We start from the raw sequence: 16,991 nt of genomic DNA on the forward strand, positions 1-16,991 counted from the left end.
CCGTTCGATGATGGACCCCGTTCGCAACCCGTTCGCCCCCGGCGCAGGTCAGCGGCCCCCGGAGTTGGCCGGGCGCGAGAAGGAGTTGGCCGCGTTCGAGGTCGTCCTGGAGCGGATCGCACGGGGCAGACCGGAGCGCAGCCTGGTACTCACCGGGCTAAGAGGTGTCGGTAAGACGGTCTTGCTGGGTGAGCTGCGGTCCATGGCCGTGCGGCGCGGCTGGGGCGCGGGCAAGATCGAGGCCCGTCCCGACGCGGACCTGCGCCGCCCCCTGTCGGCCGCGCTGCACCGGGCGGTCCGCGATTTGGCCGTGCGCCACCGCGCCCCCGAGCGGGTGGAGTCGGTGCTGGGCGTGCTCAAGGCGTTCGCGTTGAAGTCGAACCCGGACAACGCCAAGCTCCGCGACCGCTGGCAGCCCGGCATCGACGTCCCGGCCACCACCGGCCGCGCCGACTCCGGCGACATCGAGATCGACCTGGTCGAGCTGTTCACCGACGTCGCCGAGCTGGCCCAGGACGTCGGCACCGGGGTCGCGGTGCTGATCGATGAGATGCAGGACATCGGCGCAGACGACATCTCGGCCCTGTGCGCCGCCTGCCACGAGCTGTCCCAGTCCGGCGCCCCCTTGGTGGTCGTCGGCGCGGGGCTGCCGCATCTCCCGGCGCTGCTGTCGGCGAGCAAGTCCTACTCCGAGCGCCTCTTCCGGTACGTCCGCATCGACCGGCTTGACCGTGAAGACGCGGACCAGGCTGTCTTGATCCCGGTAGACCGCGAGCAGGCGGCCATCACCCCCGAGGCGTTGGACGCCCTGTTCGACCGTTCCGGCGGCTACCCGTACTTCATCCAGGCGTTCGCCAAGGCAGCCTGGGATGCCGCCCCCACCGACCCCATCACGGTCGAGGACGTGACCATGGCCGCCCCCGAGGCCGAGGAGGAGCTGGCGGTCGGCTTCTTCGGCTCCCGCTACGAGCGGGCCACCCCCGCAGAACGCGAGTACCTCCGGGCGATGGCGGAGCTGACCGAGGGCAAGGACGACCCGGCGGGCACCTCCGATGTGGCCGTCTTCCTGGGCCGCAAACCCTCTTCCCTGTCTCCCGCCCGCGACAGCCTGATCAAGAAGGGCTTGGTCTACTCCGCCGAACGCGGCCGCATCGCCTTCACCGTCCCCCACTTCGGCCGCTACCTGCGCGGCATGGAGGAGTAGCCCTCCCTAGACCGATCTACCAAGAACGCTAGACCCACACATACGGCGCGAGACGGCACCTAGACCGATGATTCATCGGCAAGTGCGCCGAATCACCGAATAATCGGGTGAAAGAGCGGCGAAGGAGGCGCATACTTGAGGCATGCCACTCAGCCAGAGCGGCAAGAAGACCCAAAGGGGATGCACAACCCATGAACGTCACCGCGAAGATCCGAGCCCGCCGCGCCGAGGCCCGCACTCGCAAGGCGGTGAACCGCGCCATCGACCGAGCCGCGACCCCCTCGATGCGCCACGAACTCATCACCATGGCCCAGACTCACAACATCTGGCGCTAACCCGAACAACGGTCCCCCAAACGTGATCCACGACACATTCCGTGTCCGTGTAACACCATCGGGACCCATCACGATGTTCAGGTTGACCCCGTAGTGCTGGCGGACCCCCGACCTGGCAGCACTACGGGGTTTCCCATGTCCAGACCCACCCCGCCCGGCCCACCAGACCCACCCCGCCCCAAACCCCCGAAAACCCCCAAAACCCCCGGCAGTGCCGACAGCGCCAGCACCACCCGCCACCGGCAACACCTGCCACCGGCGACGCACCCCCACCCAAGGTGCTCGATCGGGTGGACCGGCTTGATACGGGGAAGGGCGACCGTAAACTTGCCGTGGTCGTGGGGGCGAAGCCTCCCCACCCAGCTTTTCCCACGACGGTCGCCCGAGGGGTCCCCGTGTCAAGCCGGTCCACCCGATCGAGCCAACGCGCACAAAGCGTGTCAAGCCGATCCACCCGACCGAGCCAGCACACCCAAACTGAGCCACAGCCCTCCCGCGCACAAAGCCCCACCGCACGCACCGAGTTCATCGGCATAGACATAGGCGGCACCAAGATCGCCGCAGGCGGCGTCACCCCAACCGGCCAGATCACCTGGCGCCGCCAAACCCCCACCCCCAAGGCTGGCCCAGAGGAAGTCTTCGCCGCCCTAGCCACCCTCCTCCACGACACCACCCCCGCAGCCATCGGCATCGGCTGCGCAGGCCCAATCGACCTCACCACCGGCGCCGTCTCCCCGGTGAACATCCCCGGCTGGCGCGACTTCCCCCTCAAAGCCCGCGTGCAAGACCTCTTCCGCACCCCCGTAGAGCTGGCAGGCGACGGCCTCTGCATGGCCGTCGCCGAACACTGGGCAGGCGCGGGCCGCGAAACGAACAACATGGTCGGCCTGGTCGTCTCCACCGGCGTAGGCGGCGGCCTGGTGCTGGGTGGCCGAGGCCACCCGGGACGAACCGGCAACGCGGGCCACATCGGCCACATCGTGGTCGACGACAGCGGCATCCCATGCCCATGCGGCGGCCGGGGCTGCGTCGAGACCGTCGCCAGCGGCCCCAACCTGGTCCGGTGGGCCCGTGAGCAGGGCTGGCGCGCCCCCGCGAACGCCGACGCCGCCCACTTGGCCGCCGCCGCCCTGCACGGCGACGACCTCGCCAAGGCGGCGTTTGACCGCGCGGGCCGCGCCGTCGGCCTCGCCATCCTCGCCACCGCCGTCCTCGCGGATCTGGACCTGGCCGTGGTCGGCGGCGGCGTCGCGCAGGCGGGCGACCTGCTGTTCGCTCCGATCCGGGCCGCGATCGTGGAGCACGTGGGCCTGTCGTACGTGCGGCACCTCAAGGTTGTCCCCGCTGAGCTGGGCCCGGAGGCGGGCATCGTCGGCGCGGCGGCGCTGGTCGCCCGCTAGGCCCTAGCGACCCGTGACGCCGAAGGTTCGGTTGTCGCCGAACCGCCCCGAATGAGCGGGGAGCGGCAGGTCCGAAAACCGCTGACCGATCGTTTCTGTACCTCTCACCGGGCGAACCGGACAAACTGACCACCCGTTCGGCGGCAGCGCCGGGCCCGCCACGCCCGAAAACCGGACCCCGATCGCTTATCCACCAAATGGACTGCTATTACTCCACCCGTTTAGCCCTACAGCGGCCCCAAGCCCACTCAAGTGGACCATTCGCGCGGATAACGGCCAGTAACATCACCCGATAGGTGAGGCCGGTCACACGGTGCCGTTCACCGACAGACACGCTCCGCTTATCGTCTACTACGCAGTAGATACGCGAACGTCACGTCTTGGGGTGGAAACTAGTTGCACAGCGCAGCAGCACGAAGGAGCCCGACGCTTTGGCCGTGACAGGAACGGAGTCCGTGCGAGCGGATGACCGCCAAACCCTGCACCTGACCTTCCCTGTGGATCTGACCCCGCCGCCGATGCCGCCGACCCCGGCCGTGGTGAGTGATCGGCCGCCGCCGCAGCGCACGTTCGGCGAGCGCTGCCTGCTCACCGCCGAGCGGTTCCTCGGCGGCTGGGCGCCGACGCTGCGCCAGGCCCTGCTGCTCGTGGCCGCAGGGCTCGCCGGGTTGGTCCTCATCGGGTTCTTCGCGGGCGTCGTGCCCGCGCTGATCAGCGCGGCGGTCTTGGTCGTGCTGGCCAGCAGGCGCGGCAACTGACACCTCGAACAACGCGAAGGGCCCGGACCAGCGCGGTCCGGGCCCTTCTCCTCGGGCGGGTCAGTGGACGGCCACCGGCCGCAGCTTCGGGTCGTCCTCATCGACGTGGTAGTCGGCGGGGTCGGTCTTGTCCAAGCCGTTGAACAGCCGCAGCCGCCGCGCGATCACCGTCACCACGACCGCGACCAGCAGGTTCGCCAGCAGCGCCACGATGCCGACGTAGATCTGCAGGGTGGAGCCCGCGAACGGGTGCCAGCCGAACAGGTTCAGCTCGCCCAGCCGCAGCGCGGACGCGCCGAAGTGCGCGCGCTTCCCGTCGGCGCTGGGGATGTTGTAGAGCAGCACCATCCCCCAGCCCATGCCCGCGATCCAGCCGCCGATCAGGCCCCAGACGTGGAACCAGCGGGTGTAGAGCGCGATGGCGACCGCGGGCAGGGTTTGCAGGATCATCACCCCGCCGATCAGTTGCAGGTCGATGGAGAACTGCGGGTCGATGAACAGGATGAACGCGACCGCGCCGAACTTGACCACCAGCGAGGCCAGCTTGGCCTGTTTCGCCTCGTCCTGGGCGGTGGCGTCGCGGCGGAGGTACTCCTTGTAGACGTTGCGCGTCCACAGGTTCGCCGCGGCGATGGACATGATCGCGGCGGGCACCAGGGCGCCGATGCCGATCGCGGCGAACGCGATGCCCGCGAACCAGGACGGGAACTGCTGCTCGAACAGGTTCGGGATGATCGTGTTCGTGTCCGGGTTGCCGGTGGCGTTGTTGGTCAACGGCTTGGTGCCCGCGGCGATCGCGACGTACCCGAGCAGCGCGAGCAGGCCCAGCAGCAGTGAGTACGCGGGCAGCGCGGACATGTTCCGCTTGATCACCGTGCGGCCGCGGGAGGCGAGCACGCCGGTGATCGAGTGCGGGTACAGGAACAGCGCCAGCGCCGACCCGAGCGCGAGCGTCGCGTACTGGAGCTGGTTGTTGCCGTTGAGCAGGATGCCGTCGCCGGGCGCCGGGGTGGCCCTGAACTTCTCGTCGGCCGCGCCGAAGACCTCGCCCCAGCCGCCGAGCTTGATCGGCAGGTAGACCACCGCGACGATGATCACCACGTAGACCAGGATGTCCTTGACGAACGCGATCAGCGCGGGCGCGCGCAGGCCGGACTGGTAGGTGTAGACGGCCAGGATCACGAACGCGATCAGCAGCGGCAGGTGCCCGACGATGCCGGTGCCGTTGAGGCCGAGCGTGCGCAGCACCGCCTCCAGCCCGACGAGCTGCAACGCGATGTAGGGCATGGTGGCGACGATGCCGGTGATCGCGATGAGCAGCGCGAGCGTCGGCGACCCGTAGCGGCCGCGCACGAAGTCGGCCGGGGTGACGTACCCGTGCGCCCGCGACACCGACCACAGGCGCAGCAGCGGCAGGAACACGATCGGGTACAGGATCACGGTGTAGGGCAGCGCGAAGAAGCCAGCCGCTCCCGCGCTGAACATCAGCGCCGGGACCGCGACGAAGGTGTAGGCGGTGTAGACGTCGCCGCCGATGAGGAACCAGGTGATCCACGAGCCGAACTTGCGCCCGCCGAGGCCCCATTCGTCCAGATGCTCCAGGGTGCTGCCCGCCCGCCAGCGCGCCGCGACGAACCCCAGGACGGTCACCACGCCGAACAGCAGCGTGAACACGACCAGCTCGGTCCACTTCATCGTCCGGCCCCCTCGTCCAGGTCGTCCACGTCGAGTTCGGCGCGCGGGGGCGTTGTCGTCGGCTCGTCCCGGGTCTTGACGAACACGATCGTCGTGGCGGCCACGCCGACGGCGACGCCGAAGAACTGGAACCAGTAGAAGAACGGCATGCCGAGCAGCGCGGGCCCGGTCCGGTTGAAGATCGGGGTGATCAGCATGAACAGGGGAACCAATAACAGCAGGTTCCACGGGCTCCAGCGGATGCCGGAGGCCGACTTCCCGGGGGATGCCATCGGTGCCTCGCTCAGGTAGCGGGAGTGTTGCCGGGAAACACTAAAGCCCCGCGCCCGTCACGTCACGAGTCGACCAGGTCTGATCCTGTCCGGCGATTCGGCAACCAAGTGATCGCCTTCCACAGGCTGTGCACAACCCTGCCCACAACCTGTGGATAACTTGTGGACGCGCTGACCAGCGGAAAAGCGGTGAACTGGCCCGCACACCGCGACTTACGCACAGGCTCGCGCGAACTAGTCCACAGGGGGAGCGCCCGCGAGCTCGGCGAGCCGGTCGCCGACGATCAGCAGGCACGACAGGCACCGGGCGCCCGTGTGCGTGCGGACGACCCGGCCGAACGGGACGGTGTGCGCGCAGACCGCCTCCACGAAGCTCGCTGGCCGCTCACCGGCCGGGAACGCGTGCACCCGGTCGTCGTACCCCGACAGCCGCCAGTTCCAGCCATGCCCTGCGCGCATCGGACCAAACCTCCCGGGGTGAGCGTCCACTCCTGCCCGCACAACGCCGAAGGCCACCGTGCGCGGAGCACGGTGGCCTTCGCTGGCGCTGGCTACTGGCAAGTATGTCCAGCCGAGAGACTAGTCAAAGTCAGCCGAGTCGCTGCTTCAAAGCTTCGAGTTCGTCGCGAAGCGGCGTGGGCAGCTTGTCGCCGATCTTGTCGAACCACTCCTCGATCAGCGGGATCTCCGCGCGCCACTCGTCCACGTCGACCTTGAGCGCCGCCTCGATGTCGGCGCGGTCGCCGTCGATGCCGGACAGGTCGAGCTCGTCGGCGGTGGGCACCCACCCGATCGGGGTCTCGGTCGCGGCGGCCTTGCCCTCGATGCGCTCGATCGCCCACTTGAGGATGCGGCTGTTCTCGCCGAACCCGGGCCACAGGAAGCGCTTGTCATCGCCCCGACGGAACCAGTTGACGTAGAAGATCTTCGGCAGCTTGGCCGCGTCGGCGCGCTTGCCGGTCTCGATCCAGTGGTTGAAGTAGTCACCGGCGTTGTAGCCGATGAACGGCAGCATCGCCATCGGGTCGCGGCGCACGACGCCGACCGCGCCGACCGCGGCGGCGGTGGTCTCGCTGGACAGCGTGGCGCCCATGAAGGTGCCGTGCTGCCAGTCGCGGGACTCGGTCACCAGCGGGATCGTGGTGGCCCGGCGGCCGCCGAAGAAGATCGCCGAGATCGGCACGCCGTTGGGGTCGTCCCACTCGGGCGCCTTGGTGTCGCACTGCTCGATCGGGGTGCAGTAGCGCGAGTTCGGGTGCGCGGCCTTCTCTTCGGACTCCGGGGTCCAGTCGTTCTTCTTCCAAGAGGTCAGGTGGGCCGGGGGCTCGCCCATGCCCTCCCACCAGATGTCGCCGTCGTCGGTCAGCGCGACGTTGGTGAACAGCGAGTTGCCCTTGGCGATGGTGCGCATCGCGTTCGGGTTGGTGTGGAAGTCGGTGCCCGGCGCGACGCCGAAGAAGCCGTTCTCCGGGTTGACCGCGTACAGGCGACCGTCCGCGCCGAACCGCATCCACGCGATGTCGTCGCCAATGGTCTCGACCTTCCACCCCGGGATGGTCGGCTCCAGCATCGCGAGGTTGGTCTTGCCGCAGGCGCTGGGGAACGCGGCCGCGACGTAGTAGACCTTGTCCTCGGGCGAGGTCAGCTTGAGGATCAGCATGTGCTCGGCGAGCCAGCCCTCGTCCCGGCCGATCACCGAGGCGATGCGCAGCGAGTAGCACTTCTTGCCCAGCAGGGCGTTGCCGCCGTACCCGGAGCCGTAGCTCCAGATGAGACGCTCCTCCGGGAAGTGCACGATGTACTTCGTGTCGCTGCACGGCCACGGCGCGTCGGCCTGGCCCGGCTCAAGCGGCGCGCCGAGGGAGTGCAGCGCGGGGACGAAGTCGCGCTCGGTCCCGTCCGGGGCGATGAACTTGTCCAGCGCCTTGGTTCCCATGCGGGTCATGATGCGCATGGAGACGACCACGTACTCCGAGTCGGTGATCTCCACGCCGAGCATGGGCTTGTCCGCGTCGAGCGGTCCCATGCAGAACGGGATCACGTACATCGTGCGCCCGCGCATCGAGCCCCGGTAGAGCTCGGTCATGATGGCCTTCATCTCGGCCGGGTCCATCCAGTTGTTGGTGGGGCCCGCGTCCGACTCGTCGGTCGAACAGATGAAGGTGCGCTCCTCCACCCGCGCCACGTCGTTGGGGTCCGACGCCGCGTAGAAGGAGTTCGGCTTCTTGGCCAGCCGCGTGAACGTCCCCGCGTCGACCAGCTTGTCGGTCAGCCGGGTCCACTCCTCTTCGGAGCCGTCGACCCAGACCACCTGATCCGGAGCGGTCAGTTCGGCCACCTCGCGCACCCACGCCAGGAGTCGCTTGTGCGTCGTCGGTGCCTGGTCAACGCCAGGGATTGTCACTGCCGTCATCTCGCCTCGTCTCCTGACTGAACGCCGAAATGCCGATCAGGACGCCATGTTCCTGACCGGGACAGCGGCGTCCTAACCGAATGGCTGAGCCCCCGCCCGGAGGATCAAGCGGGTGCGTGCCGTGAAGGAATGGTTTGAGGCTAGCGAAGTGACCGCCAGGTAACCGAGACCTTGCCTGTCGGTTCTCTCACAAGAACGATAAGGGGATCGATTCAGTACCCGGATGCGGACGGTCGGATTCGGCCAGACGAGTGCCCCCCTCACTGGCTGGGCGGGCGGCAAGTGAATCTCCCCACGACCGGGCTTCCGACAAGAAAGATCCCGGCACGCGCGGGGCGTGCCGGGATCTCTTCCTGACTCAAGGGGGACTGCGGACAGTGATCAGCAGACCTGGATCAGCGGTCGATCAGCCCTGCCAGGCGGCGTCGGAGTCGGCGCCCGCACCGGTGCCCTCGGACTCGTAGGTGCCGTCAGAGTTGATGTGGCCGGTCTCGACGGTGGTCCACTCGTCCTCGCCGGTGTGCTCGGCGACGGTGACGTCACCGTCCGCCTCGATCACGACGGCCTGGTCGGCCTCGCCGTCGCCATCGGCGTCGGTGAAGGCGTAGGTGTTGCCCTCCTCGTCGGTGACGACCGCGGTGTCGTTGGTGCCGTCGCCGTCGGCGTCGTACTCGGCCTCGCCCGCGGTCACCTCGCCGTCCTTGGTGTCGACGGTGATGGTCTCGCCGCCCGTGCCCGAGGTGGTGTCGTCGCCCTCGTCCGTGCCCGCGGTCGTCGTGGTGTCGTCGGCGGAGCCAGAGTCGTCGGAGCCGGTGGACGCGGTGCCGGAGTCGGCGCCGTCGCCAGAGGGGTTCTCCACCGAGGTGGGGTCGGCCTCGGTCCACTCGCCGGACGCCTCGTCGTACTCGGCGGCTGCGGTGACGTTGCCCTCTTCGTCCAGCTCGACCATGGTGTCGGCGGTGCCGTCGCCATCGGTGTCGGTGAAGGCCATGTAGCCGTCTTCGGTCTGCACGACCGCCGAGTCGTTCTGGCCGTCCTGGTCGTAGTCGTAGTTCTCCTCGACCTCGTACTCCTCGCCGCCGACCTCGACGGTGAGCTCGTCGTGGCCCGCGTCGTCGGCGGTGGTGTCGGTGGTGTCGTCGGCGCCGGTCTCGTCCACGTACACGGGTGCCCCCTTACTGATCCCTCGCGGGATTTCGCACTTGCTTGTTGGCAGTACTTGCTTGTTATCGGTATGACTGACTGTGCGCCGATGTGGTTCCCGCTGCCGTGACGTTAGTTCTTGTCCCGAACAGACCGGATGCTGGCAAGCAGCTTCTCCGCGCGGTCCCGCCCGGCGACGACGTCGGTCAGGCGCTTGTTTACCACGGTGACCCGCTTCTGGCGCTCGCTCACGTCAAGTCGTAATGCCTTGTCGACCTCGCGGAGTTGTTCCTCGATGCCCGCGATCCGCTTGCCAAGCGCCTCGTCCAGCGCCAGCGAGAGCTGGGACTCGGCGTCGATGAGCTGTTCGGAGACCAGCTGATCCAAAGTGGACCGGGAGTCGGCGATCGAGTCGTTGAGCCAGAGCTTCATGTGCTGTTTGTCCGCGGTGTGCTTGCGGGTGCGCGCGATCCACCAGCCAGCGCCGAGGCCGATGACGATCGTGGGCACCAGCAGGATCGGCGCGGCGACCGCGCCCGCCAGCGGCAGCACGGCGAGCTTGCCCGCGCCGATGCCGCCGGAGACGCCCATGAACACCAGCAGCTTGTCCTCCGCGGTCGGCATCCGCTTCTCCGCGGCGCGGAGGATGACCTGCGCCTGCCCGGAGCGGGCGAACTGGGAACGGATGACGGCGAGTTCTTCCGCGGTGAACAGTTCGCTGAGCACGGTGTCGGCGACCTGGTTGAGCCGCACGCTGACCGAGTTGCTGACCCGCCCAGTGACCATCTGCAGCGCGGCGTCGACCTGGCCGGGCAGCTCCTTGAGCTTGTCCCGGTCCGCGGTGTCGATGGCCTGACGGAACCAGGATTGCAGGTCGCGCATCTCGCGGCTGACCTCGTGCGCGTTCTCCAGCCGGGCGCGCTGGATCTCGCTGCGCAGCTTCACCTGCCAGCTCCGGGTGGACGAGCGGCGCTCGGCGGTCAACTCGTCCTTGCGCGCGCGCAGCGCCTCGGCCTCGGCCTCGCCGGTGGTCAGCGCGCGGCGCTCGTTGTCGAGGGTGACTTTGAGTTCGCTGAGCGCGGAGGAAAGGGCACGCAGCGTGTTGGCTTCGGCGAGCATCGCCGCGCGGCCCACCAGCAGCGACTGCAACGCCTCGCGGAGCTGCGGGACCCCTGAGCGCTCCTTGAGCATGTCGGCGGCCTCGGGGTTGGGCGCCTTTGCGGCCATCTCGTGCATCCGCGAGGACACCGGGTGGAACACCGCGCCTGCGAACCGGGGGGCGTGCTCGGCGAGCAGCGCCTGGTTGGCCTCCATGACCTGCCGCCAGCCCCGGAACTGGTCCACTTTGGACAGCGCGAACACCACCGTCTCGACCCGGTCTCCCACGGTGGCGAGGAAGTTCAACTCGCCCAGGGTGAACGGCGCGGAGGCGTCGACAACGAACAGCAGCGCGGTGGCCGACGCGGCGGCCTCGATCGCCAGCTCCCCGTGCACAGAGTCGAGCCCGCCGACCCCCGGGGTGTCGACAACGGTGAGCTTCTCCAGCATTGGCACCGGCCCGTCGACCTCGACGTAGCGCGGCGGCAGCTCCCCGTCCGGCAACTCGTGCGCCGCGGACACCCAGTTGACCAGCTTGCCCAGGTCGACCGGCACCGGCGCGAGCTGCCCCGGGTAGCAGGCCCGCGCCTCCCAGTCCGGCGCGTGCCCGAAAATCAGGTAGGTGGCCGTCGCGACCTCAGCGTCCACAGGGGACAGTCCGGGCGACTCGATGAGAGCGTTGACCAACGAGCTCTTACCCCGGTTGGTCTCCCCGACCACCACCACTGACGGCTTCTTCTTGCGCCGCGCCCGGATTTCCTCCACCCACGCGGCGGCTTCCGGCGCGGCCTCGGACAGCAGCGCGAGCAGCTTCTCCCGGGCCTGCGCGACCTGCTTGGGCAGCGACAGCGGCTGCGCCTGGGTCATGCCTGCCCCGCCTTGCCGGTGTACACGGTGACGATCGGCGGGCGCAGCACCTGCCCGCGGTCGCTGAACCCGACCACCTCGGTCTCCGCGACCGTGCCGTCCAGCGACTCGTCGTCGGTCCCGACCGTGCCCCCCGCCTCGTGGAACGCCGGGTCGAACTTGTCCCCATCCGGCCGCAGCGCGGTGACCCCCACCGCCGCCAGCCCTTCCTCGATCCGCTCCGCGACCCCCGAGCTCCGCGCCCGGTCGTGGGCGTAGAGGCACAGCGCCACCAGCGCCCGCCGCTCATCGACGGCCTGGTCGTACACCTCCGGCGCGATGCTCACCAGCGCGGGCTCCACCCGGAAGTCGTCCACCAGCTCCACCTCGCCCGCCGGTTCACCGGCCTGCTCGCCCGCCCGCACCGCGTCCGCGATCACCTGCGCCCGCACCTCGATGGTGGACTCCTCCACGTCCCCGTCCTTGGGCTTGCCCTTGAACCAGGAAGCCACGCGCCTCACCCGGCCTTAAGTACGCCAACCACGATTGGCCTTGTTTGTCGCCCGCTCCACACCGGACCGCATCAGCCCCGGAGAGTACAGGCAGCACCCCCACGAGATCCGGCGTTCCAGCGATGCGGACCGGGCCAGGTTCACTGGGCGCGGAGTTGTTGCCAGATCAGGAAGTACGCCCGGTGCACGACGTGGGCCACGCGGCTTTGCGCCGGGGTCGCGCCGAAGGAGGCGAAGGAGCGCCACCAGCCCGCGCGTTCCAGCGCGTAGGCGGACAACTCGTTGTGCGGGCGGCCCTTCATGCCCAGCTGTTCCCCGATTTCCGCGCTGCTGCCGACCCTGAGGACTTCTTCGGCCAGGTCGTCCGGCATGGCCACGGCGCCGGAGGTGACCAGGGTGAGGGCTTCCAGCAGGCGCAGTTGGTGGGCTTCGGGCTTGGCCAGCAGGACTTCGATGGCGTCGTGGACCCGCTGCCGTTCGCCGGGGTCGCCGGAAGCGTGGGCGAGGGCGGTGACGGAGGCGAGGGCTGCGGCGGCCTTGATGCCGTCGGCGCGGGCGCGGAAGACGGCGTCGAGCCTGCTGCGGACCCCGGCGAGGCCGGAGGCGTCGAGGAGTTTGCGGCGCAGGGCGCCCGCGGTGAGGTCGGGGTCGGCTTTGAGGGCGTCGACGGCGCAGCGGATGCCGTAGAGGTCCAGTTTCTCCAGCAGGCGGGCGCGGGTGCCGGTGGCGACGTCGCAGTCCCAGGTGGTGAAGATGTCCGCGGAGATCAGCATCGTCTCCCAGGTGCCCTCGTCCAGTTGGGCGAGGGACCGGAGGGCGTCGGCGTCGGCGGAGGTGAACCCGCCCGACTCGGCGGATTCGGCGAGCAGGCCGATCACCGGGATCACGTCGGCGACGCGCGGTTTGAGGGTCGCGGCCTGCTTCTCGGCCAGGATTGTGGCGGCTTTCCAGACGTCGCCATCGCTGCCCGCGACCGATTCGGGGGTGATGGTGTCGGCCTTGTTGAGGACGGCGATCGCGTTGACCGGCCCGGCTTCGCGGCTTGCGGTGGCCGCGGTGAACGCGGCCAGCGCCTGCTGGTCGTCGGCCCGCACGCCCTGGGTCACCACGTACAGGACCGCTTCCGCGCCCGCGACGGCGTTGCGGGAAGTGTCATCGAGGTCGTCACTTTCCTCGTCCGCCTCGGGTTCGCCCTCGTCCTCGCCGGGCTTGCGGTGCTTGGCCGCGCCGAGAAGCTGCTCGGTGCGCTTGACCGAGGCCAGGTCGAGGGAGCCGAGGCCGGGGGTGTCGATGACGGTGAGGTCGCGCAGGACGGCGTTGGTCAGGTACGCCTCAAGGTGCGACACCTTGTCGAAGTCGACCTCAAGGTCGTTGGGGATCATGCCGCCCACGTCGAAGGGCAGCACCTGCTTGCGCCCGTCGAAGAACACCAGCTCGACCCGGTCGACCGTGCCGTACTGGAACCGGGTGACCAGCCGCGTGCACTCGCCCACGTCGGTCGGCGCGACGCGCCTGCCGATGAGCGCGTTGACCAGCGTCGACTTCCCCGACTTGATCCGCCCCGCCACCGCGACCTGCAACGGCGCGGACAGTCTGCGCAGCACCTCCCGGAATCCGGCCGCGGTCCGCGCGGACACCTGCGGTTGCAGGCGCTGGCACAGATTCGCCACCGCCGCGGACAGCGGGCCTGCGAGATGCTGCTGCTCGCTAGCGGATGTCAAGCCGATCCTCCCCTGGGGTTACGCCCCCGAATCGTGCCATGGCGGCCTGGGGCGCGGGTCCACTTGGTCGGAGATAGCCGTCCCGACCGAGGGGGAGCCCGGCCGCGCGTCGGCGACTTCGCGACGGAAGTGTCCGACCTCTTACTTTCCGTAGCGCGGGAACCAGATATTGTCAGCGGCCTCCGAAATCCTGGGGGCCGCTTGTCACGTCGGGCAGGGACTGCCAATCGGCGGGGCTTCGCGGCCTGGGCGAACTCTCCCGTGGGGGTTGTGGTGCGTCAGTCGTGGCCGAACCAGAACAGTGGGTCTTCGCCGTCCCGGAGGCCCACGGCCCACCCCAGGCACGCGGGCGCCCGCCGTGACCGGCGCGGGACCGGTCACGGCGGGCGGCGCTCGGATCAGCCCGACCGTTCGTCGGGGTTCGGCTGGCTTTCGCCGCCAGCAACAGGCTCCGATTCCAACGTCGTCGGGGTTCCGCCGGGCTGGCGCAACAGCAGTCGCAGCACCTCGATCGCGCTGGCGCGGCGCTGCGGGTCACGGGCGAACACCGCCGCGGCGACTAGGACACCGATCAGCGTGAATGTGCACGCGATGGCTAGCCCCGAAGTGGGGATGAACGGCATGCTCTCGTGGTCCTTCCTGGTGGAGGGGCGAGGGAGCGCCGGGCCGGTCTGCTGCAACCCAGCGGCCCGGCGCTCCCGACGGGTCGCCGACGTCGATCGGCGACCGGGATCAGCCGATCACGCGCCGGGGTTGTCCCGGAAACCGGACAACGCTGTGAGCTGCGCGGATAGACAATCTTGGGATTGTCCCGACCCGTGGTCGGGTTATGCGGGTTGTCACCGGCCGCGGAGGCGGACCGCGCGTGCCCGATAGCGACCACCCCACCGATTCCCCGCCCCGGGGCGACCAGCGGAACCGCCGCACGCCTGGCCGCAAGCTGCCCAGGCGCGTCGAGGACATCAACAGCACCAAAGTCACCCTGGACACCAAGCACCTGATCATCGCGCTGCTGGACCTGGTCAGCCACCGGTTCGGCACGGTGAGCGCGATGATCCGGCACGCGATGACCCACGCCGACCGGCCGTGGTGGGCGACGGGAACGCCGGACAACAACAAGCACCTGCGCGCGGCGAAGACCGCGGTGGGCAAGTTCCTCGGCTCGTCGGCGGAGAAGCCGCCCGCCTGGGAGTGCGTTGTCTGGATTGTCACCGCCTGCTGCGAGCCCGACGACCACGCCGCCGTGCTGGCGCGGATGGCGGGCCGCTGGTGCGCGGCCACCGGGGCATCTTGGCCGCCCGGGTACGCCGGTGTCGTGGTCAACGGTGACGACAACGCCCGGGAACTTGACCCAGCGCAGCTCCCCGACGACGCCACCCGCGCCGAGTACTACAAGCGCCAGTGGGAAGCCGCGCAGGCGGAACTGGCCCAGGAGCGCGCCGCCCGGCAAGAGCAGGCCGTCCAGTTGGCCACCAACGCGACCGCGTTGGCCCTGTTCGCCAAAGCCGCGCACGCCGCAGAAGTCACCATCAGGCAAGAACGCGCCCGGCTCGTGACCGCAGAGACCTCCCGCACCGAGGAAAACGACCGGCACACGCGGGAACTGTGGGCGGAACGGGAGCGCACCGGCAAACAGGCCCGCGCCGCCCACGAGCGGGCGAGCAAGCAGCTCCGCGAGGTTAAGGAGCGCGTCGAGGACGTTTGCCACCACCTCGCCGTCGTTGTCGCCCATGTGGTGACAACCAGCCCGAGCGGCACGCCGGTCGACTCCGCGGCCGTGCTACCCGTGCTCGGTCTCGCGCTCGACGCGGAGCTGCTGGAGCTGCTCGATCCCCCCGCGCGCAACACGCGGACCCCGATCGGCCGCTGGCTCGCGGTCTATCTGCGGACCATGGTGTTGCTCGCGCACGGCTCGCGCGTGGAGACGACCTTCATCCCGAGCCTGGCCGAGGGCATCCGCCGCGTTGTCACCCATGGCCACCTGCCCACCCAGGCGACTTTGCGGGCGCTGCTGAACGCCCACCCGATTCTGCGCGCCTACACACCGGCTCTGCTGCGCACGGCATATCTCGAACGCAGCGGCACCCAGGCGACGCTTGTCCCGGTGGACCTGCGCAGTCCCACCGTCCAGTGGCGGCAAGACCGCGCCACGTTCCCCGCTCTCCCGACACTGCACGACGACGGCGCCGTGCACCGGAGCAAGCAGGACAAACCCGGGCAGGTCACCGTCGCCGAGCTGATCGAGCGGGTGACATCCGAGCCCAACCGCCCCGCTCCGCGCCGCCACCGCCGGGCCGATCCGCAGGCCGACACCAGTGCCTGACCGCCTCACCCTGCGGGTGGACGGGCAATGCGACGACGGGAGGACGCGCCTGGCCGTCCACGCTGCCTAGGCTCGTCGGCGTGCGGCGGCTGAGCTTGTGGATGAGGGCGCACCCGATGGCGGGTGACTGCCTCATCGCGGTCGTGCTCGCCGGGTTGGAGTTGCTGGCGCTGCTCGACCCGCCCAAAGGCGTGCACCCGATCGCGTTCTGGCTGGTCGGAATCGGGTTGCTCGGCCCGCTCGTGGTCCGCCGCCGCGATCCGCTGCTGTCGGCGTATCTCATCCTCATCGCGGGTTTCGCGCAGTTGTTCACCCACGGCCCGTCGCCGACTGGCGGGGCCGACGCGCGGATTCGGCTTGCCGACGTGGCGTTGGGGATCGCGCTGTACACGGTGGTGGCCTACGTCGGCAGGCGGCAGGGCGCGCTGTACGTGCTGTGGCTGGCCATCGGCACGACGGTGTGGGCGTGGTGGCGGCTCGGGCCCGCCGAGGCGATCCTGCCGACGCTGATCATCGTGGTGATCTTCGCGTTGTGCTGGGTGCTGGGGGAGTTCGCTGGCGCGCGGCGGGCGTACCACGCGGAGGTCGAGCGGCGGCTGGACCTGTTGGAGACCGAGCGCGACCAGCAGGCCACGATCGCCGTGGGCGCGGAGCGGGCGCGGATCGCACGCGAGTTGCACGATGTTGTCGCGCACGCGGTAAGCGTGATCGTGGTGCAGGCCGATGGGGCGGCGTACGCGGTGCGGTCGCAGCCGGAGGTGGCGGAGAAGGCCATCAACACGATCTCCACGACCGGCCGGGAGGCGCTGACCGAGTTGCGCAGGCTCCTTGGTGTGCTGCGCAGCGACGACACCGAGTTGGACCGGGCGCCGCAGCCGGGCGCGCAGTCCATCGCCGACTTGGCCGAGCGGGTGCGGGCGATCGGGGTGCCGGTGCGGCTGGATTTGGCAGGTGATCTGGATGACCTGCCCGCGGGCGTCAGCCTGGGCATCTACCGGATAGTGCAAGAGGCGCTGACCAACACCATCAAGCACGCGGGTCCCGGCGCGTCCGCGTCGGTCCGGGTGGCGCGCGTGGGCGAGCGGGTGGAGTTGGACATCGCCGACCGGGGACCGGGCCGCCCGCACGGCATCACCGCCGAGGGCGGTGGGAACGGCCTGATCGGGATGCGGGAGCGGGCGAACGTGTTCGGCGGCACGCTGCAAGCGGGCCCGTCCGACGAGGGCGGGTGGCGCGTGCGGGCGGTGCTGCCCGTGTCCACGGCCTAGGCA

15 protein-coding genes are annotated in these 16,991 nt (G+C 69.6%); 6 read left to right on the forward strand and 9 right to left on the reverse strand.

The features are described from left to right. Nucleotides 1-10 precede the first annotated feature (10 nt). From ACZ6SD_RS01950 to ACZ6SD_RS01965, 4 genes are all read left to right on the forward strand, one after another. Nucleotides 11-1,204: an AAA family ATPase gene (locus ACZ6SD_RS01950; protein ID WP_465315004.1), complete on the forward strand. Its 1,194-nt coding sequence runs from the start codon at nucleotides 11-13 to the stop codon at nucleotides 1,202-1,204. A gap of 191 nt (nucleotides 1,205-1,395) precedes the next feature. Beyond that, nucleotides 1,396-1,539 carry a hypothetical protein gene (locus ACZ6SD_RS01955; protein ID WP_465315005.1) on the forward strand — a complete coding sequence of 48 codons (144 nt, stop codon included), beginning with the start codon at nucleotides 1,396-1,398 and terminating at the stop codon, nucleotides 1,537-1,539. A 437-nt stretch (nucleotides 1,540-1,976) separates the two neighbouring features. Next, complete coding sequence (locus tag ACZ6SD_RS01960) at nucleotides 1,977-2,939, forward strand: ROK family protein (RefSeq protein ID WP_465315006.1); 963 nt, start codon at nucleotides 1,977-1,979, stop codon at nucleotides 2,937-2,939. Nucleotides 2,940-3,376: 437 nt separating this feature from the next. Beyond that, nucleotides 3,377-3,697 (forward strand): hypothetical protein, encoded by a 321-nt coding sequence (locus ACZ6SD_RS01965; protein ID WP_465315007.1) that lies wholly within the window; start codon nucleotides 3,377-3,379, stop codon nucleotides 3,695-3,697. A gap of 60 nt (nucleotides 3,698-3,757) precedes the next feature. Here ACZ6SD_RS01965 and mctP read toward each other — a convergent pair whose 3' ends face one another. The 9 genes from mctP to ACZ6SD_RS02010 form a co-directional block, all read right to left on the reverse strand. Beyond that, a complete protein-coding gene (mctP, locus tag ACZ6SD_RS01970) occupies nucleotides 3,758-5,392 on the reverse strand; it encodes a monocarboxylate uptake permease MctP (protein WP_465315008.1) in 1,635 nt (544 codons plus the stop codon). Then, nucleotides 5,389-5,664, reverse strand: coding sequence for a DUF3311 domain-containing protein (locus ACZ6SD_RS01975; protein WP_465315009.1), 276 nt, complete (start codon nucleotides 5,662-5,664; stop codon nucleotides 5,389-5,391). Before ACZ6SD_RS01975 ends, mctP begins: the two co-directional genes overlap by 4 nt. Before the next feature lie 234 nt (nucleotides 5,665-5,898). Further along, nucleotides 5,899-6,123, reverse strand: a complete 225-nt coding sequence (locus ACZ6SD_RS01980) for a hypothetical protein (RefSeq protein WP_465315010.1) — start codon at nucleotides 6,121-6,123, stop codon at nucleotides 5,899-5,901. A 130-nt stretch (nucleotides 6,124-6,253) separates the two neighbouring features. Continuing rightward, nucleotides 6,254-8,077 (reverse strand): phosphoenolpyruvate carboxykinase (GTP), encoded by a 1,824-nt coding sequence (locus ACZ6SD_RS01985; RefSeq protein ID WP_465315011.1) that lies wholly within the window; start codon nucleotides 8,075-8,077, stop codon nucleotides 6,254-6,256. A gap of 406 nt (nucleotides 8,078-8,483) precedes the next feature. Beyond that, entirely contained in the window at nucleotides 8,484-9,242 is a 759-nt protein-coding gene (locus ACZ6SD_RS01990) for a DUF6802 family protein (protein WP_465315012.1), read from the reverse strand. A 110-nt stretch (nucleotides 9,243-9,352) separates the two neighbouring features. Beyond that, nucleotides 9,353-11,185, reverse strand: coding sequence for a dynamin family protein (locus ACZ6SD_RS01995; RefSeq protein ID WP_465315013.1), 1,833 nt, complete (start codon nucleotides 11,183-11,185; stop codon nucleotides 9,353-9,355). Continuing rightward, the gene (gene grpE, locus ACZ6SD_RS02000; RefSeq protein WP_465315014.1) at nucleotides 11,182-11,676 is read right to left on the reverse strand and encodes a nucleotide exchange factor GrpE; all 495 of its coding nucleotides are present in this window, start codon (nucleotides 11,674-11,676) and stop codon (nucleotides 11,182-11,184) included. Before grpE ends, ACZ6SD_RS01995 begins: the two co-directional genes overlap by 4 nt. A 140-nt stretch (nucleotides 11,677-11,816) precedes the next feature. Then, entirely contained in the window at nucleotides 11,817-13,397 is a 1,581-nt protein-coding gene (locus ACZ6SD_RS02005; RefSeq protein WP_465315015.1) for a dynamin family protein, read from the reverse strand. A gap of 398 nt (nucleotides 13,398-13,795) precedes the next feature. Further along, on the reverse strand, nucleotides 13,796-14,020 hold the full coding sequence (locus ACZ6SD_RS02010) for a hypothetical protein (RefSeq protein WP_465315016.1): 225 nt from the start codon (nucleotides 14,018-14,020) through the stop codon (nucleotides 13,796-13,798). 242 nt (nucleotides 14,021-14,262) lie between these two features. Here ACZ6SD_RS02010 and ACZ6SD_RS02015 point away from each other — a divergent pair, with 242 nt between their 5' ends. Then, nucleotides 14,263-15,720: a hypothetical protein gene (locus ACZ6SD_RS02015; RefSeq protein WP_465315017.1), complete on the forward strand. Its 1,458-nt coding sequence runs from the start codon at nucleotides 14,263-14,265 to the stop codon at nucleotides 15,718-15,720. A 116-nt stretch (nucleotides 15,721-15,836) separates the two neighbouring features. Continuing rightward, nucleotides 15,837-16,988 (forward strand): sensor histidine kinase, encoded by a 1,152-nt coding sequence (locus ACZ6SD_RS02020; protein WP_465315018.1) that lies wholly within the window; start codon nucleotides 15,837-15,839, stop codon nucleotides 16,986-16,988. The last annotated feature ends 3 nt before the right edge of the window (nucleotides 16,989-16,991 follow it).

It is taken from the genome of Actinokineospora sp. NPDC051303, assembly GCF_055586285.1.

Excerpts from the sequence above, each read along its gene's own strand:
- ACZ6SD_RS01950 (WP_465315004.1), top strand. The coding sequence starts at position 11 with ATGGACCCCGTTCGCAACCCGTTCGCCCCCGGCGCAGGTCAGCGGCCC.
- mctP (WP_465315008.1), bottom strand. The coding sequence starts at position 5,392 with ATGAAGTGGACCGAGCTGGTCGTGTTCACGCTGCTGTTCGGCGTGGTG.
- ACZ6SD_RS01955 (WP_465315005.1), top strand. The coding sequence starts at position 1,396 with ATGAACGTCACCGCGAAGATCCGAGCCCGCCGCGCCGAGGCCCGCACT.
- ACZ6SD_RS02010 (WP_465315016.1), bottom strand. The coding sequence starts at position 14,020 with ATGCCGTTCATCCCCACTTCGGGGCTAGCCATCGCGTGCACATTCACG.
- ACZ6SD_RS01975 (WP_465315009.1), bottom strand. The coding sequence starts at position 5,664 with ATGGCATCCCCCGGGAAGTCGGCCTCCGGCATCCGCTGGAGCCCGTGG.
- ACZ6SD_RS02020 (WP_465315018.1), top strand. The coding sequence starts at position 15,837 with ATGGCGGGTGACTGCCTCATCGCGGTCGTGCTCGCCGGGTTGGAGTTG.
- ACZ6SD_RS01985 (WP_465315011.1), bottom strand. The coding sequence starts at position 8,077 with ATGACGGCAGTGACAATCCCTGGCGTTGACCAGGCACCGACGACGCAC.
- ACZ6SD_RS01995 (WP_465315013.1), bottom strand. The coding sequence starts at position 11,185 with ATGACCCAGGCGCAGCCGCTGTCGCTGCCCAAGCAGGTCGCGCAGGCC.
- ACZ6SD_RS01980 (WP_465315010.1), bottom strand. The coding sequence starts at position 6,123 with ATGCGCGCAGGGCATGGCTGGAACTGGCGGCTGTCGGGGTACGACGAC.